At 62.6% G+C, this 21912-nt stretch carries 20 protein-coding genes; 7 read left to right on the top strand and 13 right to left on the bottom strand.

Annotation, left to right across the window (positions count from 1 at the left end):
- Nucleotides 1-91: 91 nt before the first annotated feature.
- Nucleotides 92-2164, bottom strand: a complete 2073-nt coding sequence (gene ppk1 / locus OEG81_RS04490) for a polyphosphate kinase 1 (protein ID WP_264131525.1) — start codon at nucleotides 2162-2164, stop codon at nucleotides 92-94.
- Nucleotides 2165-2358: 194 nt separating this feature from the next.
- Between ppk1 and ppx the strand changes: the two genes are divergently transcribed.
- Nucleotides 2359-3849 carry an exopolyphosphatase gene (ppx, locus tag OEG81_RS04485; RefSeq protein WP_264131524.1) on the top strand — a complete coding sequence of 497 codons (1491 nt, stop codon included), beginning with the start codon at nucleotides 2359-2361 and terminating at the stop codon, nucleotides 3847-3849.
- A 7-nt stretch (nucleotides 3850-3856) separates the two neighbouring features.
- Here the strand turns inward: ppx and OEG81_RS04480 are convergent, their stop codons facing one another.
- The 5 genes from OEG81_RS04480 to OEG81_RS04460 all read right to left on the bottom strand — a co-directional run bounded on the left by OEG81_RS04480 (nucleotide 3857) and on the right by OEG81_RS04460 (nucleotide 9562).
- The gene (locus OEG81_RS04480; RefSeq protein ID WP_264131523.1) at nucleotides 3857-4642 is read right to left on the bottom strand and encodes a GNAT family N-acetyltransferase; all 786 of its coding nucleotides are present in this window, start codon (nucleotides 4640-4642) and stop codon (nucleotides 3857-3859) included.
- 65 nt (nucleotides 4643-4707) lie between these two features.
- The gene (gene glmM, locus OEG81_RS04475) at nucleotides 4708-6054 is read right to left on the bottom strand and encodes a phosphoglucosamine mutase (RefSeq protein WP_264131522.1); all 1347 of its coding nucleotides are present in this window, start codon (nucleotides 6052-6054) and stop codon (nucleotides 4708-4710) included.
- A complete protein-coding gene (gene folP / locus OEG81_RS04470; RefSeq protein ID WP_264131521.1) occupies nucleotides 6051-6890 on the bottom strand; it encodes a dihydropteroate synthase in 840 nt (279 codons plus the stop codon). Before folP ends, glmM begins: the two co-directional genes overlap by 4 nt.
- Before the next feature lie 19 nt (nucleotides 6891-6909).
- On the bottom strand, nucleotides 6910-8805 hold the full coding sequence (gene ftsH, locus OEG81_RS04465) for an ATP-dependent zinc metalloprotease FtsH (protein ID WP_264131520.1): 1896 nt from the start codon (nucleotides 8803-8805) through the stop codon (nucleotides 6910-6912).
- Nucleotides 8806-8926: 121 nt separating this feature from the next.
- On the bottom strand, nucleotides 8927-9562 hold the full coding sequence (locus OEG81_RS04460; RefSeq protein ID WP_264131519.1) for an RlmE family RNA methyltransferase: 636 nt from the start codon (nucleotides 9560-9562) through the stop codon (nucleotides 8927-8929).
- 17 nt (nucleotides 9563-9579) lie between these two features.
- Between OEG81_RS04460 and OEG81_RS04455 the strand changes: the two genes are divergently transcribed.
- On the top strand, nucleotides 9580-10146 hold the full coding sequence (locus OEG81_RS04455) for a YhbY family RNA-binding protein (RefSeq protein WP_264131518.1): 567 nt from the start codon (nucleotides 9580-9582) through the stop codon (nucleotides 10144-10146).
- 139 nt (nucleotides 10147-10285) lie between these two features.
- Here the strand turns inward: OEG81_RS04455 and greA are convergent, their stop codons facing one another.
- From greA to OEG81_RS04440, 3 genes are all read right to left on the bottom strand, one after another.
- Nucleotides 10286-10762 (bottom strand): transcription elongation factor GreA, encoded by a 477-nt coding sequence (gene greA, locus OEG81_RS04450; protein ID WP_264131517.1) that lies wholly within the window; start codon nucleotides 10760-10762, stop codon nucleotides 10286-10288.
- 268 nt (nucleotides 10763-11030) lie between these two features.
- Nucleotides 11031-11375 (bottom strand): DUF5368 domain-containing protein, encoded by a 345-nt coding sequence (locus tag OEG81_RS04445; RefSeq protein ID WP_264131516.1) that lies wholly within the window; start codon nucleotides 11373-11375, stop codon nucleotides 11031-11033.
- Nucleotides 11376-11385: 10 nt separating this feature from the next.
- Nucleotides 11386-12753, bottom strand: coding sequence for an NAD(P)/FAD-dependent oxidoreductase (locus tag OEG81_RS04440; RefSeq protein ID WP_264131515.1), 1368 nt, complete (start codon nucleotides 12751-12753; stop codon nucleotides 11386-11388).
- A 101-nt stretch (nucleotides 12754-12854) separates the two neighbouring features.
- Between OEG81_RS04440 and OEG81_RS04435 the strand changes: the two genes are divergently transcribed.
- The 3 genes from OEG81_RS04435 (at nucleotide 12855) to OEG81_RS04425 (ending at nucleotide 14061) form a co-directional block, all read left to right on the top strand.
- Nucleotides 12855-13166: an ArsR/SmtB family transcription factor gene (locus OEG81_RS04435; RefSeq protein ID WP_264131514.1), complete on the top strand. Its 312-nt coding sequence runs from the start codon at nucleotides 12855-12857 to the stop codon at nucleotides 13164-13166.
- Nucleotides 13167-13237: 71 nt separating this feature from the next.
- A complete protein-coding gene (locus tag OEG81_RS04430) occupies nucleotides 13238-13756 on the top strand; it encodes a rhodanese family protein (RefSeq protein ID WP_264131513.1) in 519 nt (172 codons plus the stop codon).
- A 104-nt stretch (nucleotides 13757-13860) separates the two neighbouring features.
- Complete coding sequence (locus OEG81_RS04425) at nucleotides 13861-14061, top strand: DUF2892 domain-containing protein (RefSeq protein WP_264131512.1); 201 nt, start codon at nucleotides 13861-13863, stop codon at nucleotides 14059-14061.
- 55 nt (nucleotides 14062-14116) lie between these two features.
- Here OEG81_RS04425 and OEG81_RS04420 read toward each other — a convergent pair whose 3' ends face one another.
- Complete coding sequence (locus OEG81_RS04420; RefSeq protein WP_264131511.1) at nucleotides 14117-15448, bottom strand: uracil-xanthine permease family protein; 1332 nt, start codon at nucleotides 15446-15448, stop codon at nucleotides 14117-14119.
- Nucleotides 15449-15587: 139 nt separating this feature from the next.
- Here OEG81_RS04420 and OEG81_RS04415 point away from each other — a divergent pair, with 139 nt between their 5' ends.
- Nucleotides 15588-16235: a histidine phosphatase family protein gene (locus OEG81_RS04415; protein WP_264131510.1), complete on the top strand. Its 648-nt coding sequence runs from the start codon at nucleotides 15588-15590 to the stop codon at nucleotides 16233-16235.
- 30 nt (nucleotides 16236-16265) lie between these two features.
- Complete coding sequence (locus tag OEG81_RS04410) at nucleotides 16266-16706, top strand: YchJ family protein (RefSeq protein WP_264131509.1); 441 nt, start codon at nucleotides 16266-16268, stop codon at nucleotides 16704-16706.
- Nucleotides 16707-16719: 13 nt separating this feature from the next.
- Here OEG81_RS04410 and OEG81_RS04405 read toward each other — a convergent pair whose 3' ends face one another.
- The 3 genes from OEG81_RS04405 to carA are packed head-to-tail and all read right to left on the bottom strand — an operon-like array spanning nucleotide 16720 to nucleotide 21901.
- The gene (locus OEG81_RS04405) at nucleotides 16720-17481 is read right to left on the bottom strand and encodes an SDR family oxidoreductase (RefSeq protein ID WP_264131508.1); all 762 of its coding nucleotides are present in this window, start codon (nucleotides 17479-17481) and stop codon (nucleotides 16720-16722) included.
- Nucleotides 17482-17494: 13 nt separating this feature from the next.
- Nucleotides 17495-20737, bottom strand: coding sequence for a carbamoyl-phosphate synthase large subunit (carB, locus tag OEG81_RS04400; protein WP_264131507.1), 3243 nt, complete (start codon nucleotides 20735-20737; stop codon nucleotides 17495-17497).
- A gap of 9 nt (nucleotides 20738-20746) precedes the next feature.
- Nucleotides 20747-21901, bottom strand: coding sequence for a glutamine-hydrolyzing carbamoyl-phosphate synthase small subunit (gene carA / locus OEG81_RS04395; RefSeq protein WP_264131506.1), 1155 nt, complete (start codon nucleotides 21899-21901; stop codon nucleotides 20747-20749).
- Between the last annotated feature and the right edge of the window lie 11 nt (nucleotides 21902-21912).

Raw genomic sequence — 21912 nt, 5'->3', positions numbered from 1 at the left:
TCTTGACTGAGACTGGTTAAGACAGGTCAACCCTGCACAACCGCTATAGTAAGTACGAAATATGACATGTTCGTGACAGCGGCCGTCATTTTCATGAGCCCAGCTGCTGCACCAGGTATTCGTGCAAGTTGAATGCCTTGCCCCGGCTCTTTATCTTGCTGTAGTCGCCATTGGGCAAGGCGCGCCAGGCCAGTTGGTTGTCGCGCAAGGCATAGGTAAAGGCCTCGTTGATGACCCGCTTCTTCAGGGCCTTGTCGAGCACGGGGAAGCTGATCTCGACACGGCGGAAGAAATTGCGGTCCATCCAGTCGGCGGACGACAAATACACATTTTCCGCCCCGTCATTGTAGAAATAGAACACCCGGGAGTGCTCCAGGAAGCGGCCGATCACGGATCGGACCCGGATATTTTCCGACAGCCCCGGCACGCCGGCGCGCAAGGCGCAGGCGCCCCGCACGATCAGGTCTATCTTGACCCCCGCCTGGCTGGCCTTGTACAGGGCGTCGATGATGATGGGTTCCAGCAGGGAATTCATCTTGGCCATGATGCGCGCCCTCTTGCCCGCCCTGGCATGCACGACTTCGTTCTTGATCAGGGCCACCATGGTCTCATGCAGCGTGAAAGGCGATTGCAGCAGCAGCTTCAGGGGACGGCGGGCGCCCAGCCCGGTCAGCAGCGAAAAGACCTTGTCCATGTCCTCGCACAGCTTCTGGTCGGCCGTCAACAGGCCGAAGTCGGTATAAAGCCTGGCGGTGCGCGGATGGTAGTTGCCGGTGCCCAGGTGTCCGTAGCGGCGGATGCCGCCCTTTTCGCGGCGCAGCACCAGCGCCATTTTCGCGTGTGTCTTGTGGCCGACGACGCCGTAGCTTACGTGCGCGCCCACTTCTTCCAGCTTGGCGGCCCAATTGATGTTGGTCTGTTCGTCGAAACGCGCCATCAATTCGACCACCACGGTGACTTCCTTGCCCGCCTTGGCGGCGGCGAGCAGCAGGCGCATGAGCTCGGAATCTTCGCCGGTGCGGTAGATGGTCTGCTTGATGGCCACCACCGACGGATCCATGGCCGCCGCCGTCAGGAAATTGAGCACCGGCTGGAAGGACTGGTAGGGATGGTGCAGCAGGCGGTCTTTCTCGGCGATCGCGGCGAATAGCTCTTCGGGGTTGTCCGAGACCGTATCGAAGGGCGACGGCATCTTGGGACGGTGATCCGGAAACAGCAGTTCGGGGCGATCGACCACATTGCACAGCTGCATCAGGCGCGACAGATTCACCGGGCCGCTGACCCGGTAGGTGTCCTGCGGCTGCAACAGGAACTCCTGCTGCAGGAAAGCTTCGAGGTCGGCCGGCATGTACTGGTCGATTTCGAGCCGGACGGCCGCGCCGAAATTGCGCTGAGAAAGCTCGCCCTGCAGCGCTTGCCGAAGATTGGTGATTTCTTCCTCGTCCACGAACAGGTCGCTGTTGCGGGTGACCCGCCACTGATAGACCCCCTTGGCATCCAGGCCCGGGAAAAGCTCGCCGACAAAGGCGCTGATCAGGGCGGTAAGCAGTATGTAGCCGTGAGGGATGCCGGAAATCTCGGGCGGCACCTTGATCAGGCGCGGCAGCGCGCGCGGCGCCTGCACGATGGCGATCGAGGCGCTGCGCCCGAAGGCGTCCTGCCCGGACAGGGCCACGATGAAGTTGAGGCTTTTGTTGTAGACGCGCGGAAAGGGATGCGCCGGATCCAGCCCTATGGGGGTCAGCATGGGCATGACTTCGCGATGAAAGCCGGCATGCGCCCAGGCGTGCAGCTCTTCGCTCCAGCACGAGGGCTCCAGCAGGGCGATGCCCTCGGCCTTGAGCTTGGGCAGGACCTGGTTGGTCAGCAGGCTGTTCTGCTTGTCGACCAGTTCATGGGCGGCGCGCTGCACGCGCTCGAACGCCTCGCCGGGGGAATAGCCGTCGACGCCGACCAGCCCGGGGGTCTGGCGCAATTGCTCCTTGAGGCTAGAAATGCGGATTTCAAAAAACTCGTCCAGGTTGGAGCTGACGATGCACAGGTAGCGCAGGCGCTCCAGCAAGGGCGTGCTTCGATTCTCGGCCATGGCCAGGACCCGCTCATTGAATTTGAGCAAGGACAATTCACGATTCAGCAATGAGGGATCGGACGATGACGGAAGCATAAATGAGCCGGAAACAGAATAGTCGAACGTTTTACTTCATTATTGTGACGGCTATGTGACAGCCTGAAAAAATGGCCGCGCCTGACCTCCCATACTATCAAAAGGCGGCTTCTTTCCACCAGACTTGCGGAATTGAGCGTTGGTTATCGGCACGGACTCTATAATCGCCCCGTACTCACCCGAATTGACGCATCATGGATCATCTACTCGCCGCGGTCGACCTCGGCTCGAACAGCTTCCGCTTGTCCATCGGACGCGTGGTGCAACAGGATGGCATCGCCCAGATCTACGCCATCGACCGGCTCAAGGAGTCCGTGCGGCTGGCAGCCGGGCTGGATGAGAACAAGATCATCAACGAAGAGGCCATCGAACGCGCCATCACGGTCTTGAAGCGCTTCGGCGAACGCCTGGCCGGCTTCCACCCGAACTGCGTGCGCGCCGTGGCGACCAACACCTTCCGCATCGCGCGCAACGTGGACCGGATCCTGCCGCGGGCGGAAGAGGCCCTGGGCTTTCCCATCGAGGTCATCGCGGGGCAGGAAGAGGCCCGGCTCATCTTCTCGGGCATCACCAACGAATTGCCGCCCTCGGCCAATCGCCGGCTGATGATAGACATCGGTGGCGGCTCGACCGAAGTCATCATAGGCAAGGGCTTCAAGCCCCTGCACATGTCCTCCCTGTATATGGGCTGCGTCAGCTATACACGACGCTTCTTCCCCGACGGGCACATTACCGAAGCGCGCATGCAACAGGCCCAGCTGGCCGCAAGGCGCGAGCTGGAGGGCATTTCCAAGCAGTACCGCAAGACGGGCTGGCAGGAGGCCTACGGATCCTCGGGAACCGCCAAAGGCCTGTTGGCCGTGCTCAAGGAAGGCGGCATGTCGAGCAAGGGCATCACCCTTGACGGCATGGAGAAACTGAAAGCCAAGCTGGTAAGGGACGGCAAGGTCATCATGAGCGAGCTGCCGGGCTTGAAGCATGACCGCTCGCTGGTTCTGGCCGGCGGCCTGGCCATCATGATGGCGGCCTTCCAGGAGCTGAACATCAAGGCCATGGCGCCCGGAGAAGGCGCATTACGGGTCGGCGTGCTGTACGACCTGCTGGGCCGGGACTCGGAGCATGACAAGCGCAATGAAACGGTGCGCCAGTTCATCAAGCGCTACCATGTGGACACGCGCCAGTCCGAACGCGTCAAGCGCACGGCCCTGACCTTCTTCGACCAGTTGGGCCTGGACGACGGCCCTGAAAAACAGGAACTGGAGCGCACCCTGGGCTGGGCCGCCGACCTGCACGAAGTCGGCATCAGCATCGCCCATGCCGAATATCACAAGCACAGCGCCTACATTCTGGAACATGCCGACATGCCGGGCTTCTCCAACGACGACCAGCAGTTGCTGGCCCTGTTTGCCCTAGGCCATCACGGTAAGATCAGCAAGCTGCCCACGCTGGAGCCGGCCCGCGGCCGGCGCCTGACGCTGCTGTGCCTGCGCCTGGCCGTGCTGCTTTCCCGCCGCCGGGAGGACCAGGATCAATTGCCCGTGACGATCACGCTCAATGGCAAAGGCGTGACAATCAACGTCGACCGGGAATGGCTGGCATCGCACCCCTTGTCGGAGTATTCGTTGCAAGCTGAAAAACGCGAATGGAACAAGGCCGGGTTCGAACTGGAAGTGGCCGAAACCTGAAGCTGGATCATTCCATGCCGAAATGGCGGCGGTAACGCGTGTCCATGCGCGTCATGTCCAGCAGAACGGGGAAGTCGGCTGTATTGAAGTCGGGATCCCAGGCGGGTTCGCCGCAAATCGTGGCCCCCAGTTTCAGGTAGCCCTTGATAAGCGCCGGCATGCGCGCCGGCAATTCACTGCCCAGGCGCTCGACGGGATAGCGGTGCAGCGGGGTCGCGCGAGGCAATTCGGGATTGGCGGACATGGATTTGCTGGCGGCGCGCCAGACCTCGGCCGCGGTCACGCCATCGTCCCGCAAGCTGACGCTGGCGCAGCCCAGCACATAGCGGAAGCCGGATTGCTGCACGAGCGTGGCGATGCCCGACCAGAGCAGCATGATGACCGAGCCATTGCGGTAGTCGGCATGCGTGCACGAGCGCCCTACCTCGACCAGTTCGTCGCGCATGGAGCCCAGGCCGCTCAGATCGAATTCGGATTCGGAATAATAGCCACCGGCTTTCTTCGCATTGGCGGGCGTGAGCAGCCGGTAGGTGCCCACCACCCGGCCCGTGTTGATTTCCTTGACCATGAAGTGCTCGCACCATGGATCGTAGCGGTCGCTGTCCACGCCGTCGACCGCGTCCGGGAACACGGCATTCATTTCTTCGGTGAAAACGCTGTAGCGCAAGCGCTGTATGGCCTCTAGCTCTTCATTGGTTCGCGCCAGCCCCATGACCAGCCCGCCGGGGACGGCGAGATCGGGCAAGGCTGCGCCAAGGGGGGCTTCGGGTTGAATGCGTGCAAGCTCTAACATGCGGGTAACTCCGTAAACATTCCGGTAGTCTGGCGGCGGAATGTTTCAAGCATTTGATGAACACGTTACCCGTTTGTTAAATCCACCGCAAGCAGCTGTTGCACGCCTTCGTCGGCCAGGGCGGCCTCTTCGGCCTCCACCATCAGGCGCAGCTTGGGCTCGGTGCCCGAGGCGCGTATAAGCACCCGACCGCGCCCGTTCAACTGGCGCTCCACGCTTTCCTTGGCCGCCATCAGCCCCGGATGGGTCTGCCATTGCATGCCCGGGGCCAAGGGAACGTTGACCATCTTCTGGGGATACATCTTCAGTTCCGACACCAGGTCATCCAGCGTGCGTCCGCTGCGGCTCATGGCCGTCAGGACCTGGAGCGCCGCGATGATGCCGTCCCCGGTGGTGTGGCAATCCAGGCAAAGCAGGTGGCCCGAACTTTCTCCGCCATACAGCCAGCCCCGATTCTGCATGCTTTCCAGCACGTAGCGGTCGCCGACCTTGGCTCGTTCGAACCCGATACCCAACTGCTCCATCTGTTTCTCGAAGCCGAAATTGGTCATCAGGGTGCCCACCACCCCCTCGACCGGTTTCTGGGTCATGCGGTCGCGCACGATGGCATACAGCAATTCGTCGCCGTTATACAGGCGCCCGCTGCCATCGACCATCTGCAGGCGGTCGGCATCGCCGTCCAGCGCCACGCCCAGGTCGGCGCCCCTGGCCTTCACCTCTGCCACCAGGTTCTCGGGGTGCATTGCGCCCACGCCTTCATTGATGTTCAGGCCGTCGGGCTGGCAGCCGATGGCGAAGACCTCGGCGCCAAGCTCGCGGAATACATGGGGCGCTATGTGGTAGGCCGCCCCATTGGCCGCATCGACCACGATGGACAGGCCCGACAGGTCGAGCTCGTTGGGAAAAGTGCTCTTGCAGAACTCGATGTAGCGTCCGGCGGCATCGTCGATGCGGCGGGCCCGGCCCAGCGCCTCGGAACTGACGCAACCCAGCGGTTCGTCGATCGCGGCTTCGATCTCGCTTTCGATCTCGTCGGGCAGCTTCATGCCTTGCGCCGAGAAGAACTTGATGCCGTTGTCCTGATAGGGATTATGCGAAGCGCTGATTACGATGCCCGCCACCAGCCGCAGCGCGCGCGTCAGGTAGGCCACGGCCGGCGTGGGCACGGGCCCGGCCAGCAGGACGTCGATGCCCGCGGCGGACAGGCCGGCCTCGAGCGCGGACTCCAGCATATAGCCCGAGATGCGCGTGTCCTTGCCGATGACCACGGCCGGACGCCCGCGGCCGGGAAATTTGCGTGCCAGCACGCGACCGGCGGCATAGCCCAGCCGAAGCGCAAACTCGGCGTTGATCGTGGGCCCGCCCACTTCGCCGCGTACACCGTCCGTGCCAAAATATTTACGCTCTGTCATAGGAAATCTCCGAATTCGATTGCTCGCCACACTTTTACCGCATCCACGGTCGCCGCGACATCATGCACACGGACGATATGCGCGCCCCGTGCCACCGCGGCGAGCGCCGCCGCCACGCTGCCGAATACACGATCGGCCGGTTCGCGGCCGATGACGTGGCCTATCATCGATTTGCGCGACAGGCCGATCAGCCACGGAAAGCCTTCGCCGCCGACATCCGGCAATTGCCGCAACAGTTGGTAGTTCTGGGCCGGTGTCTTGCCGAAGCCATAGCCCGGGTCAAGGACGATGCGGCGCCGGTCGATGCCCGCAGCCAGCGCGGCCGCGCTGCGCTCGCGCAGAAAGCGGCGCACCTCGGCCAGAATGTCGTCGTATCGGGGCGCCTGCTGCATGGTCTTGGGTTCGCCCTGCATGTGCATGATGCACAGGCCGCAGTTCGAATCTGCCACGGCCTGCAGGGCGCCGGGGCGGCGAAAGCCATAGATGTCGTTGATCATGTCGGCGCCCGCATCCAGGACGCGGCGCATGACTTCAGGCTTGAAGGTATCGACGGACAAGGGCAGGCGGCAGCTTCTCAGCGCTTCGATGACGGGCAGGATGCGCGCCAGCTCATCGTCGGCGGAGACCGGCTCGGCGCCGGGCCGCGTCGACTCGCCGCCGATGTCGAGCATGTCGGCGCCCTGATCGATGAGGCTGTGTGCATGTGCGATGGCGGCATCCGCTTCGAAATGCGCGGCGCCATCGGAAAAGGAATCGGGCGTGACGTTCACGATTCCCATTATCAATGGGCGCCCGAGGTTCAGCTCGAAGCGCCCACAAAGCAAGGATGAGCTCATTCGCGTGCCGGCTGCGACCTTATACCGGCGTTGCCGCGGCATTGCCGCCGGCCGAGGTCAGGCCGGTGGGCGGCGTCGTGCCGGACGCATCGTTGTTGGAGGACGGCGGCTGGGGCGCGCGCGGCGGACGGCCTTCCATGATGTCCTGGATCTGATCGGCGTCGATGGTTTCCCATTCCAGCAGGGCCGCCGTCATGGCTTCCATCTTGTCGCGGTTGTCTTCGATGATCTTGCGCGCAACGCTGTACTGCTCGTCGATGATGGCGCGGATCTCGTGGTCGACCTTCTGCATGGTGGCTTCGGACACATGCGTGGTCTTGGTCACGCTGCGGCCGAGGAAGACCTCGCCCTCGTTCTCGGCGTAGACCACCGGACCAAGGGAGTCGGTCATGCCGTAGCGCGTGACGATGTCGCGGGCGATGGCGGTGGCCCGCTCGAAGTCGTTGGAAGCGCCGGTGGTCATCTGGTTCATGAACACTTCTTCAGCGATGCGGCCGCCGAACAGCACGGCGATGGTATTCAGCAGGCGTTCCTTGTCCATGCTGTAGCGGTCGCCTTCGGGCAACTGCATGGTCACGCCCAGCGCGCGGCCGCGCGGGATGATGGTGACCTTGTGGACGGGGTCGGTCTTGGGCAGCATGCGCGCCACCAGGGCGTGGCCCGACTCGTGATAGGCCGTGTTGCGGCGCTCTTCCTCGGGCATGATCATGGAGCGGCGCTCGGCGCCCATGATGATCTTGTCCTTGGCCTTTTCAAAGTCGCTCATGTCGACCGTGCGGCCATTGCGGCGGGCCGCGAACAGGGCGGCCTCGTTGACCAGGTTGGCCAGGTCGGCGCCCGAGAAGCCGGGCGTGCCGCGTGCCAGCACCAGGGCATCGACGTTGGTGGCCAGGGGCACCTTGCGCATGTGGACTTTGAGGATCTGCTCGCGCCCGCGGATGTCGGGCAGGGACACCACGACCTGGCGGTCGAAGCGGCCCGGACGCAGGAGCGCGGGATCGAGCACGTCGGGACGGTTGGTGGCGGCGATGACCAGCACGCCCTGGCCGGTTTCGAAACCGTCCATCTCGACCAGCAACTGGTTCAGGGTTTGTTCGCGCTCGTCGTTGCCGCCGCCCAGGCCGGCACCGCGCTGGCGGCCGACCGCGTCGATTTCATCGATGAAGATGATGCAGGGCGCCTGCTTCTTGGCGTTTTCGAACATGTCGCGCACGCGGGCCGCGCCCACGCCGACGAACATTTCGACGAAATCGGAGCCCGAAATGCTGAAGAAAGGCACTTTGGCCTCGCCGGCGATGGCCTTGGCCAGCAGGGTCTTGCCGGTGCCGGGCGAGCCGACCATCAGCACGCCGCGCGGGATGCGTCCGCCCAGGCGCTGGAACTTGGTGGGGTCGCGCAGGAAATCGACCAGTTCCTGGACATCTTCCTTGGCCTCGTCGCAGCCGGCGACGTCGGCAAAGGTAATGTGATTGGTGTTTTCGTCGAGCATGCGGGCGCGCGATTTGCCGAAGCTGAACGCCCCGCCCTTGCCGCCGCCCTGCATCTGGCGCATGAAGAAGATCCATACGCCGATCAACAGCAGCATGGGGAACCAGGAAATGAACAGGCTGGTCAGGAAGGAGGGTTCTTCGCGCGCCTTGCCGGAAACCTGCACGCCCGACTTGACGAGTTCGGGCACCATCCAGAGGTCGCCGGGCGACGTCAGGCTGTAGGGGCGGCCGGCATCGGGCGTGACATACAGGGTGTCGCCCTGGATGTCCACCTTGCTGATGCGGCCCGCCTGCGCATCGTTCATGAATTGGGTATAGGTCACGGTTTCAGTCGTGGTGGCGCGTCCGTCGAACTGCTTGAATACAGTGAACAGGACCAGCGCGATCACCATCCAGATCGCGACCTTGGAAAACGAGTTGTTCAAAGCCAACCTCCTACTTGTAAATCAGCTTGCCAAACCCCCGCAATAACGGCAGCAAAACAAGTATGTCAATGACTCATTCTACCCGATAGAAAGAATCGCGTTTAGGAAAACCACCCCGTCCCTACCGCTTCAAACGCCGCCCCACCAGGAAGGTCTCGGAAGACTTGTCGCGCGACGCCTTGGGCTTGCGCTCGACCACTTTCTGAAAGTGCCGCTTGAAGGATTCGACGATCTGCGAGAAGCCGCTGCCATGGAAGGCTTTGACGATCAATGCGCCTTCGGGCTTGAGGTGCCCGCAGGCAAAATCAAGGGCCAGGTCGCACACATGCTGAATTCTAGCTGAATCCGCCGAGCCCACACCTGATAAATTGGGGGCCATATCGGATATAACAAGATCCACCTGCGCATCTCCCAGCAGATCTTTCAGCTGTTCGAGCACGGCATCCTCGCGGAAGTCGCCCTGTATGAACTCGACCCCGGCAATGGGCTCCATGGGCAGCATGTCCAGGGCGACGACGCGCCCCTTGATGACGCCGCCCGGGCCCACCAGGCGCTCGCGGGCCACTTGCGACCAGCTGCCCGGCGCCGAACCCAGGTCGACGACGATGTCGCCGGGCCGCATCAGCTTCTCGGTATCGAGGATCTCGGAAAGCTTGAAAGCCGCCCGGGCCCGGTATCCCTTCTGTTGCGCCATTTTGACGTAGGGATCATTAATATGTTGCTGAATCCACTCTTTTGAGAATTTTTTTTTGGCCATTCCCGTACAATCTCATCATGCCAAAACTTGACATTACTTCCCAAGAGCGTAGCGCCCTGCGCGCCGCCGCCCACCCCTTGCGTCCGGTCGTCCTGATTGGCGACCGCGGCCTGTCCGAATCGGTGCTCAAAGAAATCGACCTCAACCTGAATGCGCACCAGTTGATCAAGGTCCGCATCGCGGGCGAGGAACGCGAAGCGCGCAACGCCATGCAGGAAACCATCTGCGAGACCTTGTCCTGCGCGCTGGTCCACCACCTTGGCAAGACGCTGATCATCTACAGGCCCGACGCCGCCGCGCAGCGCGCCAAGGCCGAAGAACAAAACGCAACCCGCGCGGTGCGCAAGCCGTCGGAACCCCACACGCCCAAGAAGCTTGCGGCCGAAGGCGTGACGCGTACCCGCCGCACGGAAAAAGCCAAGCGCGCGGCCCAGAAGGCCGACAAGCCCGAAACGGCTGCGCCCCGTGCCCGTCGCGGCGCGGCATCGGCGGAGCGCGCCGACCATGGCATTCCGCGCCGCTCGGGCAGCGCGCTATCACTGCGCGCCGGCGCCCGCCGCAACCTGCGGCCCGGAAAACGCTGACATCCCAACCAGCATGCGCTTGCGGGCGCATGGCTTCGCGGCGCGCAAATTATAAAGCCCAACACGATCTGTGTATGGGCTTTTTCTTTGGCCGTCGATGCGGGTATTTTACAGGAGGGTGGCGTGCAACGCCGGCCTGCTACAGATAGCTGACGTTGAGGACTTCGAATTCGCGTATGCCCGCCGGCGCCTTGACTTCGACCACATCGCCTTCGCCCTTGCCGATCAGGGCCCGGGCCACCGGACTGGAGACGGAAATGAGGTTGGACCGGATATCGGCCTCGACGTCGCCCACGATTTGATAGGTGACGCGTTCGCCCGATTCCAGATCTTCGATTTCGACGGTGGCGCCGAACACCGCCTTGCCGTCGACGTCCAGCGAGGCCGGATCGATGACCTGCGCATTGGACAGGGTGCCCTCCAGTTCCTGGATCCGCCCTTCCACGAAGGCCTGGCGCTCGCGCGCGGCGTCGTATTCGGCGTTTTCCGACAAGTCGCCCTGGGCGCGGGCCTCGGCGATGGCATTGATGACCGCGGGACGCTCGACGGTCTTAAGACGATGTAATTCTGCTTGCAAGCGCTCAGCGCCGCGTGTTGTCAACGGTATCGCGGACATAGCTATTCCTGAATTAAAAGTAAAAAGACGCTCCCCACAAAGGAGCGCCTAGTAAATAATTGCTTGGGCGGAGAACACCGCCCGTTGATGCGAACTAAAGGAATCGTTGGTTTTTTATAGCTGTAAACAACAATTGGGTCTAGCTCAAAATAAAACCCCGGCCTGGATGCAAACCGGGGAGATGTAGCTATTGTCGGTAAACTTCAGGGAAAATGCAAGCCCATGGCTTATTCGCTACAAGAGGTGACTGAAGCGCTCATTTTTCCGCTTACGCACGGTGGGTCCACCATCCTGCCAGCGTATAGAGCACGATGGTCGTACCGACCAATCCGATGCCAAATACAAAGGCAATCAAGAGCCAATCGACCGGCCCGCCGGCATTAGTGTAGCCGGATGACGACACCTTGGCCATCAACACCAAAGCCAGCGCCCCGCCCACCAAGCCCAATGCCTGGGACCGGACCAGCCTGCGCGACCGCAAGCCCCGCTCGGCGGTCAGCAAGGCCACAAAAGCGGCCAGGCCCGCGGCAATCAGCACCAGCACGACCCATAACAGCGGCCCCATCATTTCCTGGAACACCGCCAGCAAAATCATCAAGTCCATATCCTTCATGACATTCTCCTCACGCCTTTCCGCGCAGCATGGCGATATAGGTGGGCCGGAGCCCCATGGTCTTCATGACCCAAGTCACCCATAGCTCTTCAAGCGGCGCCACTATTCCCGGAAAGGACGGCACCAAGTTGTTCTGATAATCGAACTCGACCAGCATGGCCCGGCCCAGGCGGGTGATCAACGGGCATGATGTATAGCCCGTGTACAAAGCATCCGACGTTTTCCCCTGGATATCGGCCACAAGGTGGTCCACGGCAACCGGCACCTGCCACTTCACGCTGGCCGCCGTCTTGCCCTTGGGCACACCGGCAATATCGCCTATCCCGTAAACATTGGCATAGCGCACATGCCGCAAGGTGCCCCGATCCACTTCCGCCCAACCCTCGTCGGCCCACGCTCCCTGTTGCCAGGGCAGCGGACTGTTGCGCACGGCCTCGGGCGCACGCATGGGAGGTATTACGTGAATGAAGTCATAATTCTGCTCCTCCATGCCGTCCGGCGTACGAAAGGTGGCGATGCGCCGGCCCGGGTCTATCGCCTGCAGCACACGCTGATAATTAACCCTGATGTCGCGCTGCTGGAACAGCATGCGCACCTTCTCTGACACAATGGGCACGCTGAAAAGCGCCTGATTGTTGGCGTTGTAGACGATCTCGGCTTTACCGCGCTTGCCGCGGCGAACCAGATGGTCCTCGGTAATGAAGGTGTACTTCAGCGGCGCGCCGGCGCACTTCATTTCCGTGTTGGGACGAAGGAACACCCCCTTGCCGCCCTTGTCGGCAAACTCCGACATGGCGCGCCATGTGGCCGCCGCCGCGTCGGGACCATTGTAGATGCTGCCTATTCCCTGGCTGCCGATCAGGCGGACTTCCATGCCGTCGATCGCCTCATAGTCCAGTTCCATGCCCACCGCCACGATGAGAAAATCGTAAACAAGAGTCGTACCGCCCTCGGTGACCACCTTGCGGCCTTCAGGATCGATTTCCGCCACACGCTCTTCAATCAGGTCGACGCCGCGCGGCACATATTCCGATGTGGACGACACGACATAGCTGGCCGGCTTGATGCCGCCGCCTACCAAAGTGAAACCGGGTTGATAGTAATGGGCCTTGCGGGCATCGATCAATGTGATGCGCGCGCCCTCCAATCGCTGAACCAGTCGCGACGCGGTTGACAATCCCGCCGCGCCCGCGCCAAGGATGACGATATGGGCCGGCGTCCCGACCTTGTCCGGCAGGCGGGCGCCTGCGGCGGGAAAGGCCGCCCCCAAGGCGCCCGCGGCCCCCAGCATCAGGAAATCGCGCCGCCGCATCCCGGGACTGGACAAGACAGCGGGCGCGCGCGGCGGGCCTTCAGTGCGTATCACCCTTTTTTTCATACCCCTCTCCCTGTTTGAATTGTCAGGCGGCGTTCTTTTTATTAGAATAATCTAAATTAGATTAATCTTATATGACATATATCAAGGACAATCGGAATCGTATGGCATCAAATGAAAAGAATCGGCAATTCCTGAGGGAAGGCGCGTCAAAAGCCGCTGCCCTGCTTCGAGCCGTAGGCAATGAAAACCGGTTGCTGGTGCTGTGCCTATTGATTGAACAGAAAGAGATGACAGTCGGTACTTTGCTGGAGCACGTCAACTTGAGCCAGTCCGCCCTTTCCCAGCATCTGGCCAGGATGCGTGAAGATGGACTGGTGACTTACCGGCGCGAGGCGCAAGCCTTGTACTACCGTATCGACAACCCCGATGCCGCATTGCTGATCGGGACGCTCAAGCGCATCTTTTGTCCTTAGACGCATGCGCCTGGCGGACATCGCCGCCCGTGGCGGGCCGGATCCGCGAATTTGGCATGGAGAGTCATCGAATGACACTGAAACCCCTCTCCCCGCGCGATGCGCAGGGCCTCATGAGCCAGGGAGCTATCCTGGTCGACATCCGCTCCGCAAACGAACACGCGCGCGAACACATCGCCGGTGCGCAACATTTGCCTATCGACGCCTTGCGTCCCGGGTCGCTACCCGTAAACGCCGCCGTTATCTTTCTTTGCCGTTCCGGCAACCGCACGCATGCCAACGCGCATAGGTTGAACGCATGCGTGGCCGGCGACGCCTATTTGATCGAGGGTGGATTGAATGCCTGGAGGAAGGCAGGGCTGCCAGTGGAGGCCGACACGTCACAGCCGATGGAGTTGCAGCGCCAGGTTCAGATCGCCGCCGGAATCCTGATCCTGCTCGGCATCATGCTTGGCCTCACCGTATCGGCCTGGTTTTTTCTGATATCCGGTTTTGTGGGCGCTGGCCTCGTGTTTGCGGGGCTGTCGGGCTTTTGCGGCCTGGCTCGCTTGCTGATGAAAATGCCCTGGAATCAGCGTGCCCTGCGTTAAAGCAAAATTACCGGCAACGTTCCGCGCAAGCATGAGGCCGCTGCGACAGGCCCGGCAACCATTTTCCGCCGGGAGACCGGCACTTGCTTCAGACGGGAGTCAACATGAAGATCAATGTAGGCATTATCGACCGCACGCTACGCATCATCGTGGGCGCCGCGCTAATTGCGTTGGCGGCGGTCGGCACCATCGGATGGTGGGGCTGGTTGGGCATCATACCCTTGCTTACGGGGCTGGCTGGCAGATGCCCCGCCTATCGCCTGCTTGGGCTGGATACCTGCCCCCTCCATACCCGTAAGCAGTAACGATGCCAAGCTGAAGGCTGGCCTGCCCTATTTCAACAGGCCAGGCAGCGGCTTTCTATTTTGCTACGCCGCGCGTGGGCACACCTATCCGCAGCAGCGCGTATAGAATGATCGCGCCGAAAGTTGCCGTGCCGATGCCGTCCAGCTTGAATGCACCGAACTGGATGGAAAAATTGCCGGCTCCCAGCACCAGGGTGACGGCGGCGACGATCAGGTTGCGGTTGTCGCTGAAATCGACCTGGTTGACCACCCAGATGCGGGCGCCGGCCACAGCGATCAGGCCGAACACCACGACCGACATCCCGCCCAGCACCGGACCCGGAATGATCTGGATCAATGCGCCGAATTTGGGCGAAAAGCCCAGCAGGATGGCGATGCAGGCGGCCACCACGAAGACCAGGGTGGAATAGATTCGGGTAACCGTCATGACGCCGATGTTTTCCGCATAGGTGGTGACCCCCGTGCCGCCGACCGCTCCCGACACCATGGTGGCCACGCCGTCGCCCACGAAGGCCCGGCCCAGGTAGACGTCCAGGTTCTTGCCGGTCATGGCGCTGACCGCCTTGATGTGGCCCAGGTTCTCGGCCACCAGGATGATGGCCACCGGCACGATCACGCTCATGGCGTGCAGTTCGAAAACAGGCGCCGCGAATTGCGGCAGCCCCAGCCAGGGGGCATGGGCCACCCCGCTGAAGTCGATGGGCTTGCCCATGCCCAGCACATTGGTGAACAAGGCATAGATGACGCAGGCCAGCAGCAGCCCGACCAGGATCAGCAGGCGCTGGGTCGTGCCGCGCGTATAGACCGCGATCCCGCCGACGCACAGCACCGTCATGAGCGCCATCAGGGCATCGAAAGTGGTGCCGCCCATGGCGCCCTTGGCGGCGATGGGCGCCAGGTTCAGGCCGATGACCGCCACGATGGCGCCGGTCACGACGGGCGGCATCCAGGTATCGATCCATTGGGTGGCGCCGCCGGAACGCGCGTTCATCCACCACACTGCAAGGCCGATCAGGGTATAAACGAAACCGCAGGCAATGATGGCGCCCAGCGCCACGCCGATATTGCCGTTGGCGCCGGCGCCGGCATAGCCGGTCACCGCGATGACGCCGCCGATGAAGGCAAAGCTCGAGCCCAGGTAGCTGGGCACGCGGCCGCCGACGAAAAGAAAGAAGATCAGCGTGCCGATGCCCGACATCAGGATGGCGACATTCGGATCGAAGCCCATCAGCAGGGGAGCCAGTATCGTCGAACCGAACATGGCCACGACGTGCTGGGCGCCCATGGCGATGTTCTGCGGCCACGACATGCATTCGTCCGGCTGCACGACGACGCCGCTGGCGCCGCCCTGTACCTTGCGCCAGCGTGGAAAATAAGTGTTCGACATAGGATACGCGCCCTTTATGGAATCGAATTGTTGTTTTACTGAGGCGAGAGTGTACGGGCGCGGGGCATCGAACTGCAACACTTAATATACTGTCGTATCGGCAACGACCCCTCTTTACCTTATCAAGCGAGTGCATGACGTGAATACCACCCGATTCTGGCTGATACGCCACGGCGAGACCCAATGGAATGCGGACAGGCGGCTTCAGGGCTGGCTGGATATTCCGCTCAGCGCCGTCGGCATCCAGCAGGCCAGGCAGCTGGGCGATTACCTGCGGTCGCCGGCTTTCGGCCAGAAGATCGACCTGGTGGTCGCCAGCGACCTTGGGCGGGCCTACGAAACCGCATGCAGCGCGGCCGGCCATTTCGGCCTGCCCATAGAGCGCCACGCGGGCCTGCGCGAACGCTGCTACGGCATCTACGAAGGGCGGGACTGGGCGCTGCTGAACGGCGAGCAGGAAGGCGGCCCCCGCGTGAATTTCCGCGATCCCGACCAGTCGATAGAACAGGGCGAATCCCTGAAGGTTTTTTCCTCGCGCATTGCCCAGGCCTTCGAGACCCTGGCCCAGGATCATCAGGGCAAGAACATCATGGTGTTCTCGCACGGAGGCGTCATCGACATCGCCTGGCGCCTGGCCAACGGCCTGGCGCTGGATGCCGTCCGGCCGGACCCCATCCTGAACGCCAGCATCAACCAGTTCGCCATCGACGGCGACAAACGCTGGCGCATGCATGCCTGGGGGCAAACCGAACACCTGGACCTGGCGGCGCTGGACGATGTCATCTAGCGTCGGGGAAAACAGGAAGCGGGGTCTTTCGTGAAGCACGGCAAGCCTGGCACGGCTGCTACCTGCCCTTGCGGCGGCCAGGCGCCTGGCCTTCCCTATTCCGCCTGCTGCCAGCCCTTTATAGACGGCCATGCGCCCGCGCCCGACGCCGAGCGCCTGATGCGGTCCCGCTACACCGCCTATGCGCTGGGCCGGGAAGCCTATCTGCTGGCAAGCTGGCATCCCTCGACCCGGCCGGCCAGTCTGGACCTGCCGCCGCCGGGCGAAGCGCACGGCATACGCTGGCTGGGATTGAAGGTGGAAAGCCACACCCCACTGGACGCCTCAAGAGCCGAGGTCGTCTTTACGGCGCGCTATCGGGAAGCCGGCAAGGCTCGCCGTCTGCATGAACGCAGCCGCTTCGTCCGCGAAGACGGCCTGTGGTTCTATGTCGATGGAGACGCCGATTTCAACGCAACGGCACAGCCCTAGACAAAAAACCTGGCTACTCATGCAGCCTGGGCTTGCGCTTGCGCCGGAAGGAGAAATGGTCGTAAAGCCGGTCGGGCACCAGGCGCAGCAAGCGGGCCACCCAGGCCATTTGCCAGGGAATCACCTTGTACGACACGCCTTTGTCGATGGCCGCAACCGCTTTTTCCGCAAACCGGTCCACCGGCATTAGAAAAGGCATTTTGTAGGGGTTGTGCGCCGTCATGGGAGTCCGGATGAAGCCGGGCGCTATCGTCACCACCCTGACGCCGCTGCGGCTCAGTTCCACGCGCAGGCTTTCGCAGTACGTGCGGACCGCCGCCTTCGAGGCGCTGTAGGCGCCCGCGCCCGGCAGGCCCCGCACCGCGGCCACGCTGGCGATGCCGACCAGGCGGCCATGCCCACGCTCTTTCATCGAGGCGATGAAGGGCTCGAAGGTGGCTACTGTGGCCGTCAGGTTGGTTGCGACGATGGACTCGAACACATCGAAGTCGTCCAGCTCTTCCGTCAATGTTCCGGCGCTGATGCCGGCGCTGGCAATCACGATATCGACGGGCCCGCCTTGCAGGAAGTCGGATGCGGCGGCATGCAGGGCCGCACGGTCGCGCACGTCGGCCACATGGATTTCATGGCCATCGCCCGGCAATTGGTCCCGCAAGGCCCGCAGAGCGTCCAGGCGCCGCCCCAGCAAGCCGATCTGGCAACCCCGGCGCGCATAAAACAGGGCGAGAGCGGCGCCTATGCCGCTGCTCGCCCCGGTGATGAATACACGCTTCATCGACGCGGCGCCGTTATTGCGCCGGCAGGGATGCGTGCAGGTCTTGCAGGGAATACACCTTCAGGCCGTCGCCCTGGCGCATGTATTGCAGGCCCTCGACGGCCGCGTGCGCGCCCGCTATGGTGGTGAAGAAGGTAACCCGGGCCGCCAGTGCATTGGTGCGTATCATGCGCGAATCGGCAATGGCGTTGCGCCGCTCTTCGACCGTGTTGATGACCAGCGCGATTTCGCCGTTCTTGATCATGTCGACGATGTGCGGACGCCCTTCGGTGACCTTGTTGACGACCTGGACCTCGAGCCCGGCCGCCTCGATGGCCGCCGCCGTGCCGCGCGTGGCGACGATCCTGAAGCCCAGCGCGCTCAGGCCCCGGGCAACCTCGACGGCGCGCGGCTTGTCCTGGGCGCGCACGCTGATGAAGGCCGTGCCGGATTCAGGCAGCAGCACGCTGGCCGCCAGTTGCGACTTGACGAAGGCCTCGCCGAAGCTCTGGCCCACGCCCATGACTTCGCCGGTGGATTTCATTTCCGGCCCCAGGATGGTGTCCACGCCCGGGAACTTGACGAAGGGGAATACCGCCTCCTTCACCGAGTAGTAGGAGGGGACGACTTCCTTGTGTATGCCCTGCTCGGCCAGCGTCTTGCCCGCCATGGCGCGCGCGGCGATCTTGGCCAGTTGCAGCCCGGTCGCCTTGGATACGTAGGGCACCGTGCGCGAGGCGCGCGGGTTGACCTCGAGCACGTAGACATCGCCGTCCTGGATGGCGAACTGTACGTTCATCAGGCCCTTCACGTTGAGCGCACGCGCCATCAGCGAAGTCTGGCGCTTGATCTCGGCGATGATCTCGGCCGACAGGGAATACGGCGGCAGGCTGCATGCCGAATCGCCGGAATGGACGCCCGCCTGCTCGATGTGCTCCATGACGCCGCCGATGAAGACGGTTTCGCCGTCGGCCAGGCAGTCAACGTCGACCTCGATCGCGTTGTTCAGGAAGTGGTCCAGCAGCACCGGGGAATCGTTGCTGACCTTGACGGCCTCGCGCATATAGCGCTCGAGGTCCTGCTGCTCGTGCACGATCTCCATGGCGCGGCCGCCCAGCACGTAGCTGGGGCGAACCACCAGGGGGTAGCCGATCTCGGCGGCGTGCGCCAGGGCCTCGCCTTCGGTGCGGGCCGTGCGGTTGGGCGGCTGGCGCAGGCCCAGCTTGTTCAGCAGCTTCTGGAAGCGCTCGCGGTCTTCGGCCACGTCGATGGATTCGGGGCTGGTGCCGATGATGGGCACGCCATTGGCCTCCAGGGCGCGCGCCAGCTTCAGCGGGGTCTGGCCGCCGTACTGCACGATCATGCCGACGGGGTTTTCCTTGTGGACGATCTCCAGCACGTCTTCCAGCGTAAGGGGCTCGAAATACAGGCGGTCGGAGGTATCGTAGTCGGTGGACACCGTTTCGGGATTGCAGTTGACCATGATGGTTTCATAGCCATCGTCGCGCAGGGCCAGCGCCGCATGCACGCAGCAATAATCGAATTCGATGCCCTGGCCGATGCGGTTGGGGCCGCCGCCGAGCACGATGATTTTCTTGCGATCGGTGGGCGCGGCCTCGCATTCGTCTTCATAAGTGGAATACATGTACGCCGTGCGCGTGGGGAACTCGGCCGCGCAGGTGTCGACGCGCTTGTAGACCGGACGGACGCCGAGCTGGTGGCGCAGCTTGCGCACTTCGGCCTCGGAGGTGTCCAGCAGGAAGGCCAGGCGGCGATCCGAAAAACCCCGGCGCTTCAGTTGCCAGACGGTGTCGTAGTCCAGGTCGGCCAGGGTCTTCTGTTCGAGCGCGAGCTCGATGTCGACGATTTCCTTGATCTGGGCCAGGAACCAGGGATCGATGCTGGTCAGGCTGTGGACTTCTTCAAGGCTGAAGCCCTGGGCGAAGGCGTCGCCCACATACCAGATGCGCTCGGGGCCGGGCTCGCCCAGTTCGATCTGCAGCTTCTCGCGATCGGTGGTTTTCTGGTTCAGGCCGTCGACGCCCACTTCCAGTCCGCGCAGGGCTTTCTGGAAGGATTCCTGGAAGGTGCGGCCTATGGCCATGACTTCGCCCACGGATTTCATCTGCGTGGTCAGGCGCGAATCGGCCTGCGGGAATTTTTCGAAGGCGAAACGGGGAACCTTGGTCACCACATAGTCGATCGCGGGCTCGAACGAGGCCGGCGTGGCGCCGCCGGTGATTTCATTCTTGAGTTCGTCCAGCGTATAGCCCACGGCCAGGCGCGCGGCCACCTTGGCGATGGGAAAGCCCGTGGCCTTGGAGGCCAGCGCCGACGAGCGCGACACGCGGGGATTCATCTCGATGACGATCATGCGGCCGGTCTGCGGATTGACCGCGAACTGCACGTTGGAGCCGCCCGTGTCCACGCCGATCTCGCGCAATACCGCGATCGATGCGTTGCGCATGATCTGGTATTCCTTGTCGGTCAGGGTTTGCGCCGGCGCCACGGTGATGGAGTCGCCGGTGTGCACGCCCATGGGATCCAGGTTCTCGATCGAGCAGACGATAATGCAGTTGTCGGCGCAATCGCGCACGACTTCCATTTCGTATTCCTTCCAGCCCAGCAGGGATTCCTCGATGAGCAATTCCTTGGTGGGCGAGGCTTCCAGGCCGCGCCGGCAGATGCTTTCGAATTCTTCGCTGTTGTAGGCGATGCCGCCGCCCGTGCCGCCCATGGTGAAGCTGGGCCGGATGACGACCGGAAAGCCCGAGGTGCCGGCTTCGTCGCCGATGCGGCGCTGGACTTCCCAGGCCTCGTCCATGGAATGGGCCACGCCCGACCTGGCGGACTCCAGGCCGATCTGGGTCATGGCCTGCTTGAATTTCTGGCGATCCTCGGCCTTTTCGATGGCATGCTCGTTGGCGCCGATGAGCTCCACCCCGTGCTTTTCGAGTACGCCCTGGTGGACCAGGTCGAGCGCGCAATTGAGCGCGGTCTGGCCGCCCATGGTGGGCAGCAGCGCATCGGGCTTTTCGCGCTCGATGATCTTTTCAACAGCCTGCCAGGTAATGGGCTCGATATAGGTGACGTCGGCCGTTTCCGGGTCGGTCATGATGGTGGCCGGATTGCTGTTCACCAGTATGGTGCGGTAGCCGTCGGCCTTCAGGGCCTTGCAGGCCTGTGCGCCGGAATAGTCGAATTCGCAGGCCTGGCCAATGATGATCGGGCCTGCGCCAATGATGAGAATGCTTTTTATGTCTGAACGCTTTGGCATATTGCTGAATTATTTTTTATTGGCCATGAGGCTGATGAATTTATCGAAGAGCACCACGATATCGTGTGGGCCGGGGCTGGCTTCGGGGTGGCCCTGGAAGCAGAATGCGGGGCTGTCGGTAAGCTCGAAGCCTTGCAGCGTGCCGTCGAACAGCGATACGTGCGTGACTCGGGCGTTGGCCGGCAGGGAATCGGGATCGACATTGAAGCCGTGATTCTGGCTGGTGATGAACACGCGGCCTGTATCCAGGTCTTGCACAGGGTGGTTGGCGCCATGGTGGCCGGTTTTCATCTTGATGGTCTTGGCGCCCATGCCCAGGCCAAGAATCTGCTGCCCCAGGCAGATGCCGAACAGGGGTATTTTGTGCTGGAGCGCCGCCTTGCAGGTGTCGATGGCGTAGTCGCAGGGTTCGGGATCGCCCGGGCCGTTCGACAGGAAGATGCCATCGGGCTTCAGGGCCAGCACGTCGGCCACGGGCGTTTGCGCCGGCACCAATGTGATGCGGCAGCCGCGATCGGCCAGCAGGCGCAGGATGTTGGTCTTGATGCCGTAATCGTAGGCCACGACGTGATAGGTATGGCCGTCGGGTTGCGAAAAACCCTTGCCCAGCTGCCAGGTTCCGGCGCGCCAGTCGCCCGAAGCCTTGATGGAAACCACCTTGGCCAGATCCTGGCCCGACATGCCCGGGAAGTCACGGGCCAGTTGCACGGCGCGGTCGGCGTCGTCGCCGACCAGGATGCAGGCGCCCTGCGCCCCGCCCTCGCGCAATATGCGGGTAAGCTTGCGGGTGTCGACACCCGAAATGGCCACGATGCCCTGCGCCTTCAGGTAATCGGGCAGCGACTGCGTGGCCCGGAAATTGGAGACGCGCAGCGAGCAGTCGCGCACGACCAGGCCGGCCGCATGCACCTGCGTGGACTCGACGTCTTCTTCATTGACGCCGGTATTGCCGATATGAGGATAGGTAAGGGTAACGATTTGCCCGTTGTAGCTGGGATCGGTCAGGATTTCCTGGTATCCCGTCATGGCAGTGTTGAATACGATTTCGGCGACGCAATAACCATCGGCGCCGATAGAGACACCCTTGAAGATGGTACCGTCCGCCAAGGCAAGAATTGCTGTGGGGGCCTGGACAGACCCCTCGGAAAAGAGTGACGGCAGCACTGTAAACCCCG

Source organism: Pollutimonas sp. M17 (assembly GCF_025836975.1).
Lineage (GTDB): Bacteria > Pseudomonadota > Gammaproteobacteria > Burkholderiales > Burkholderiaceae_B.
The sequence above is the reverse complement of the archived record's forward strand: the minus strand, read 5'-3'. Positions and strand labels throughout refer to the sequence as shown.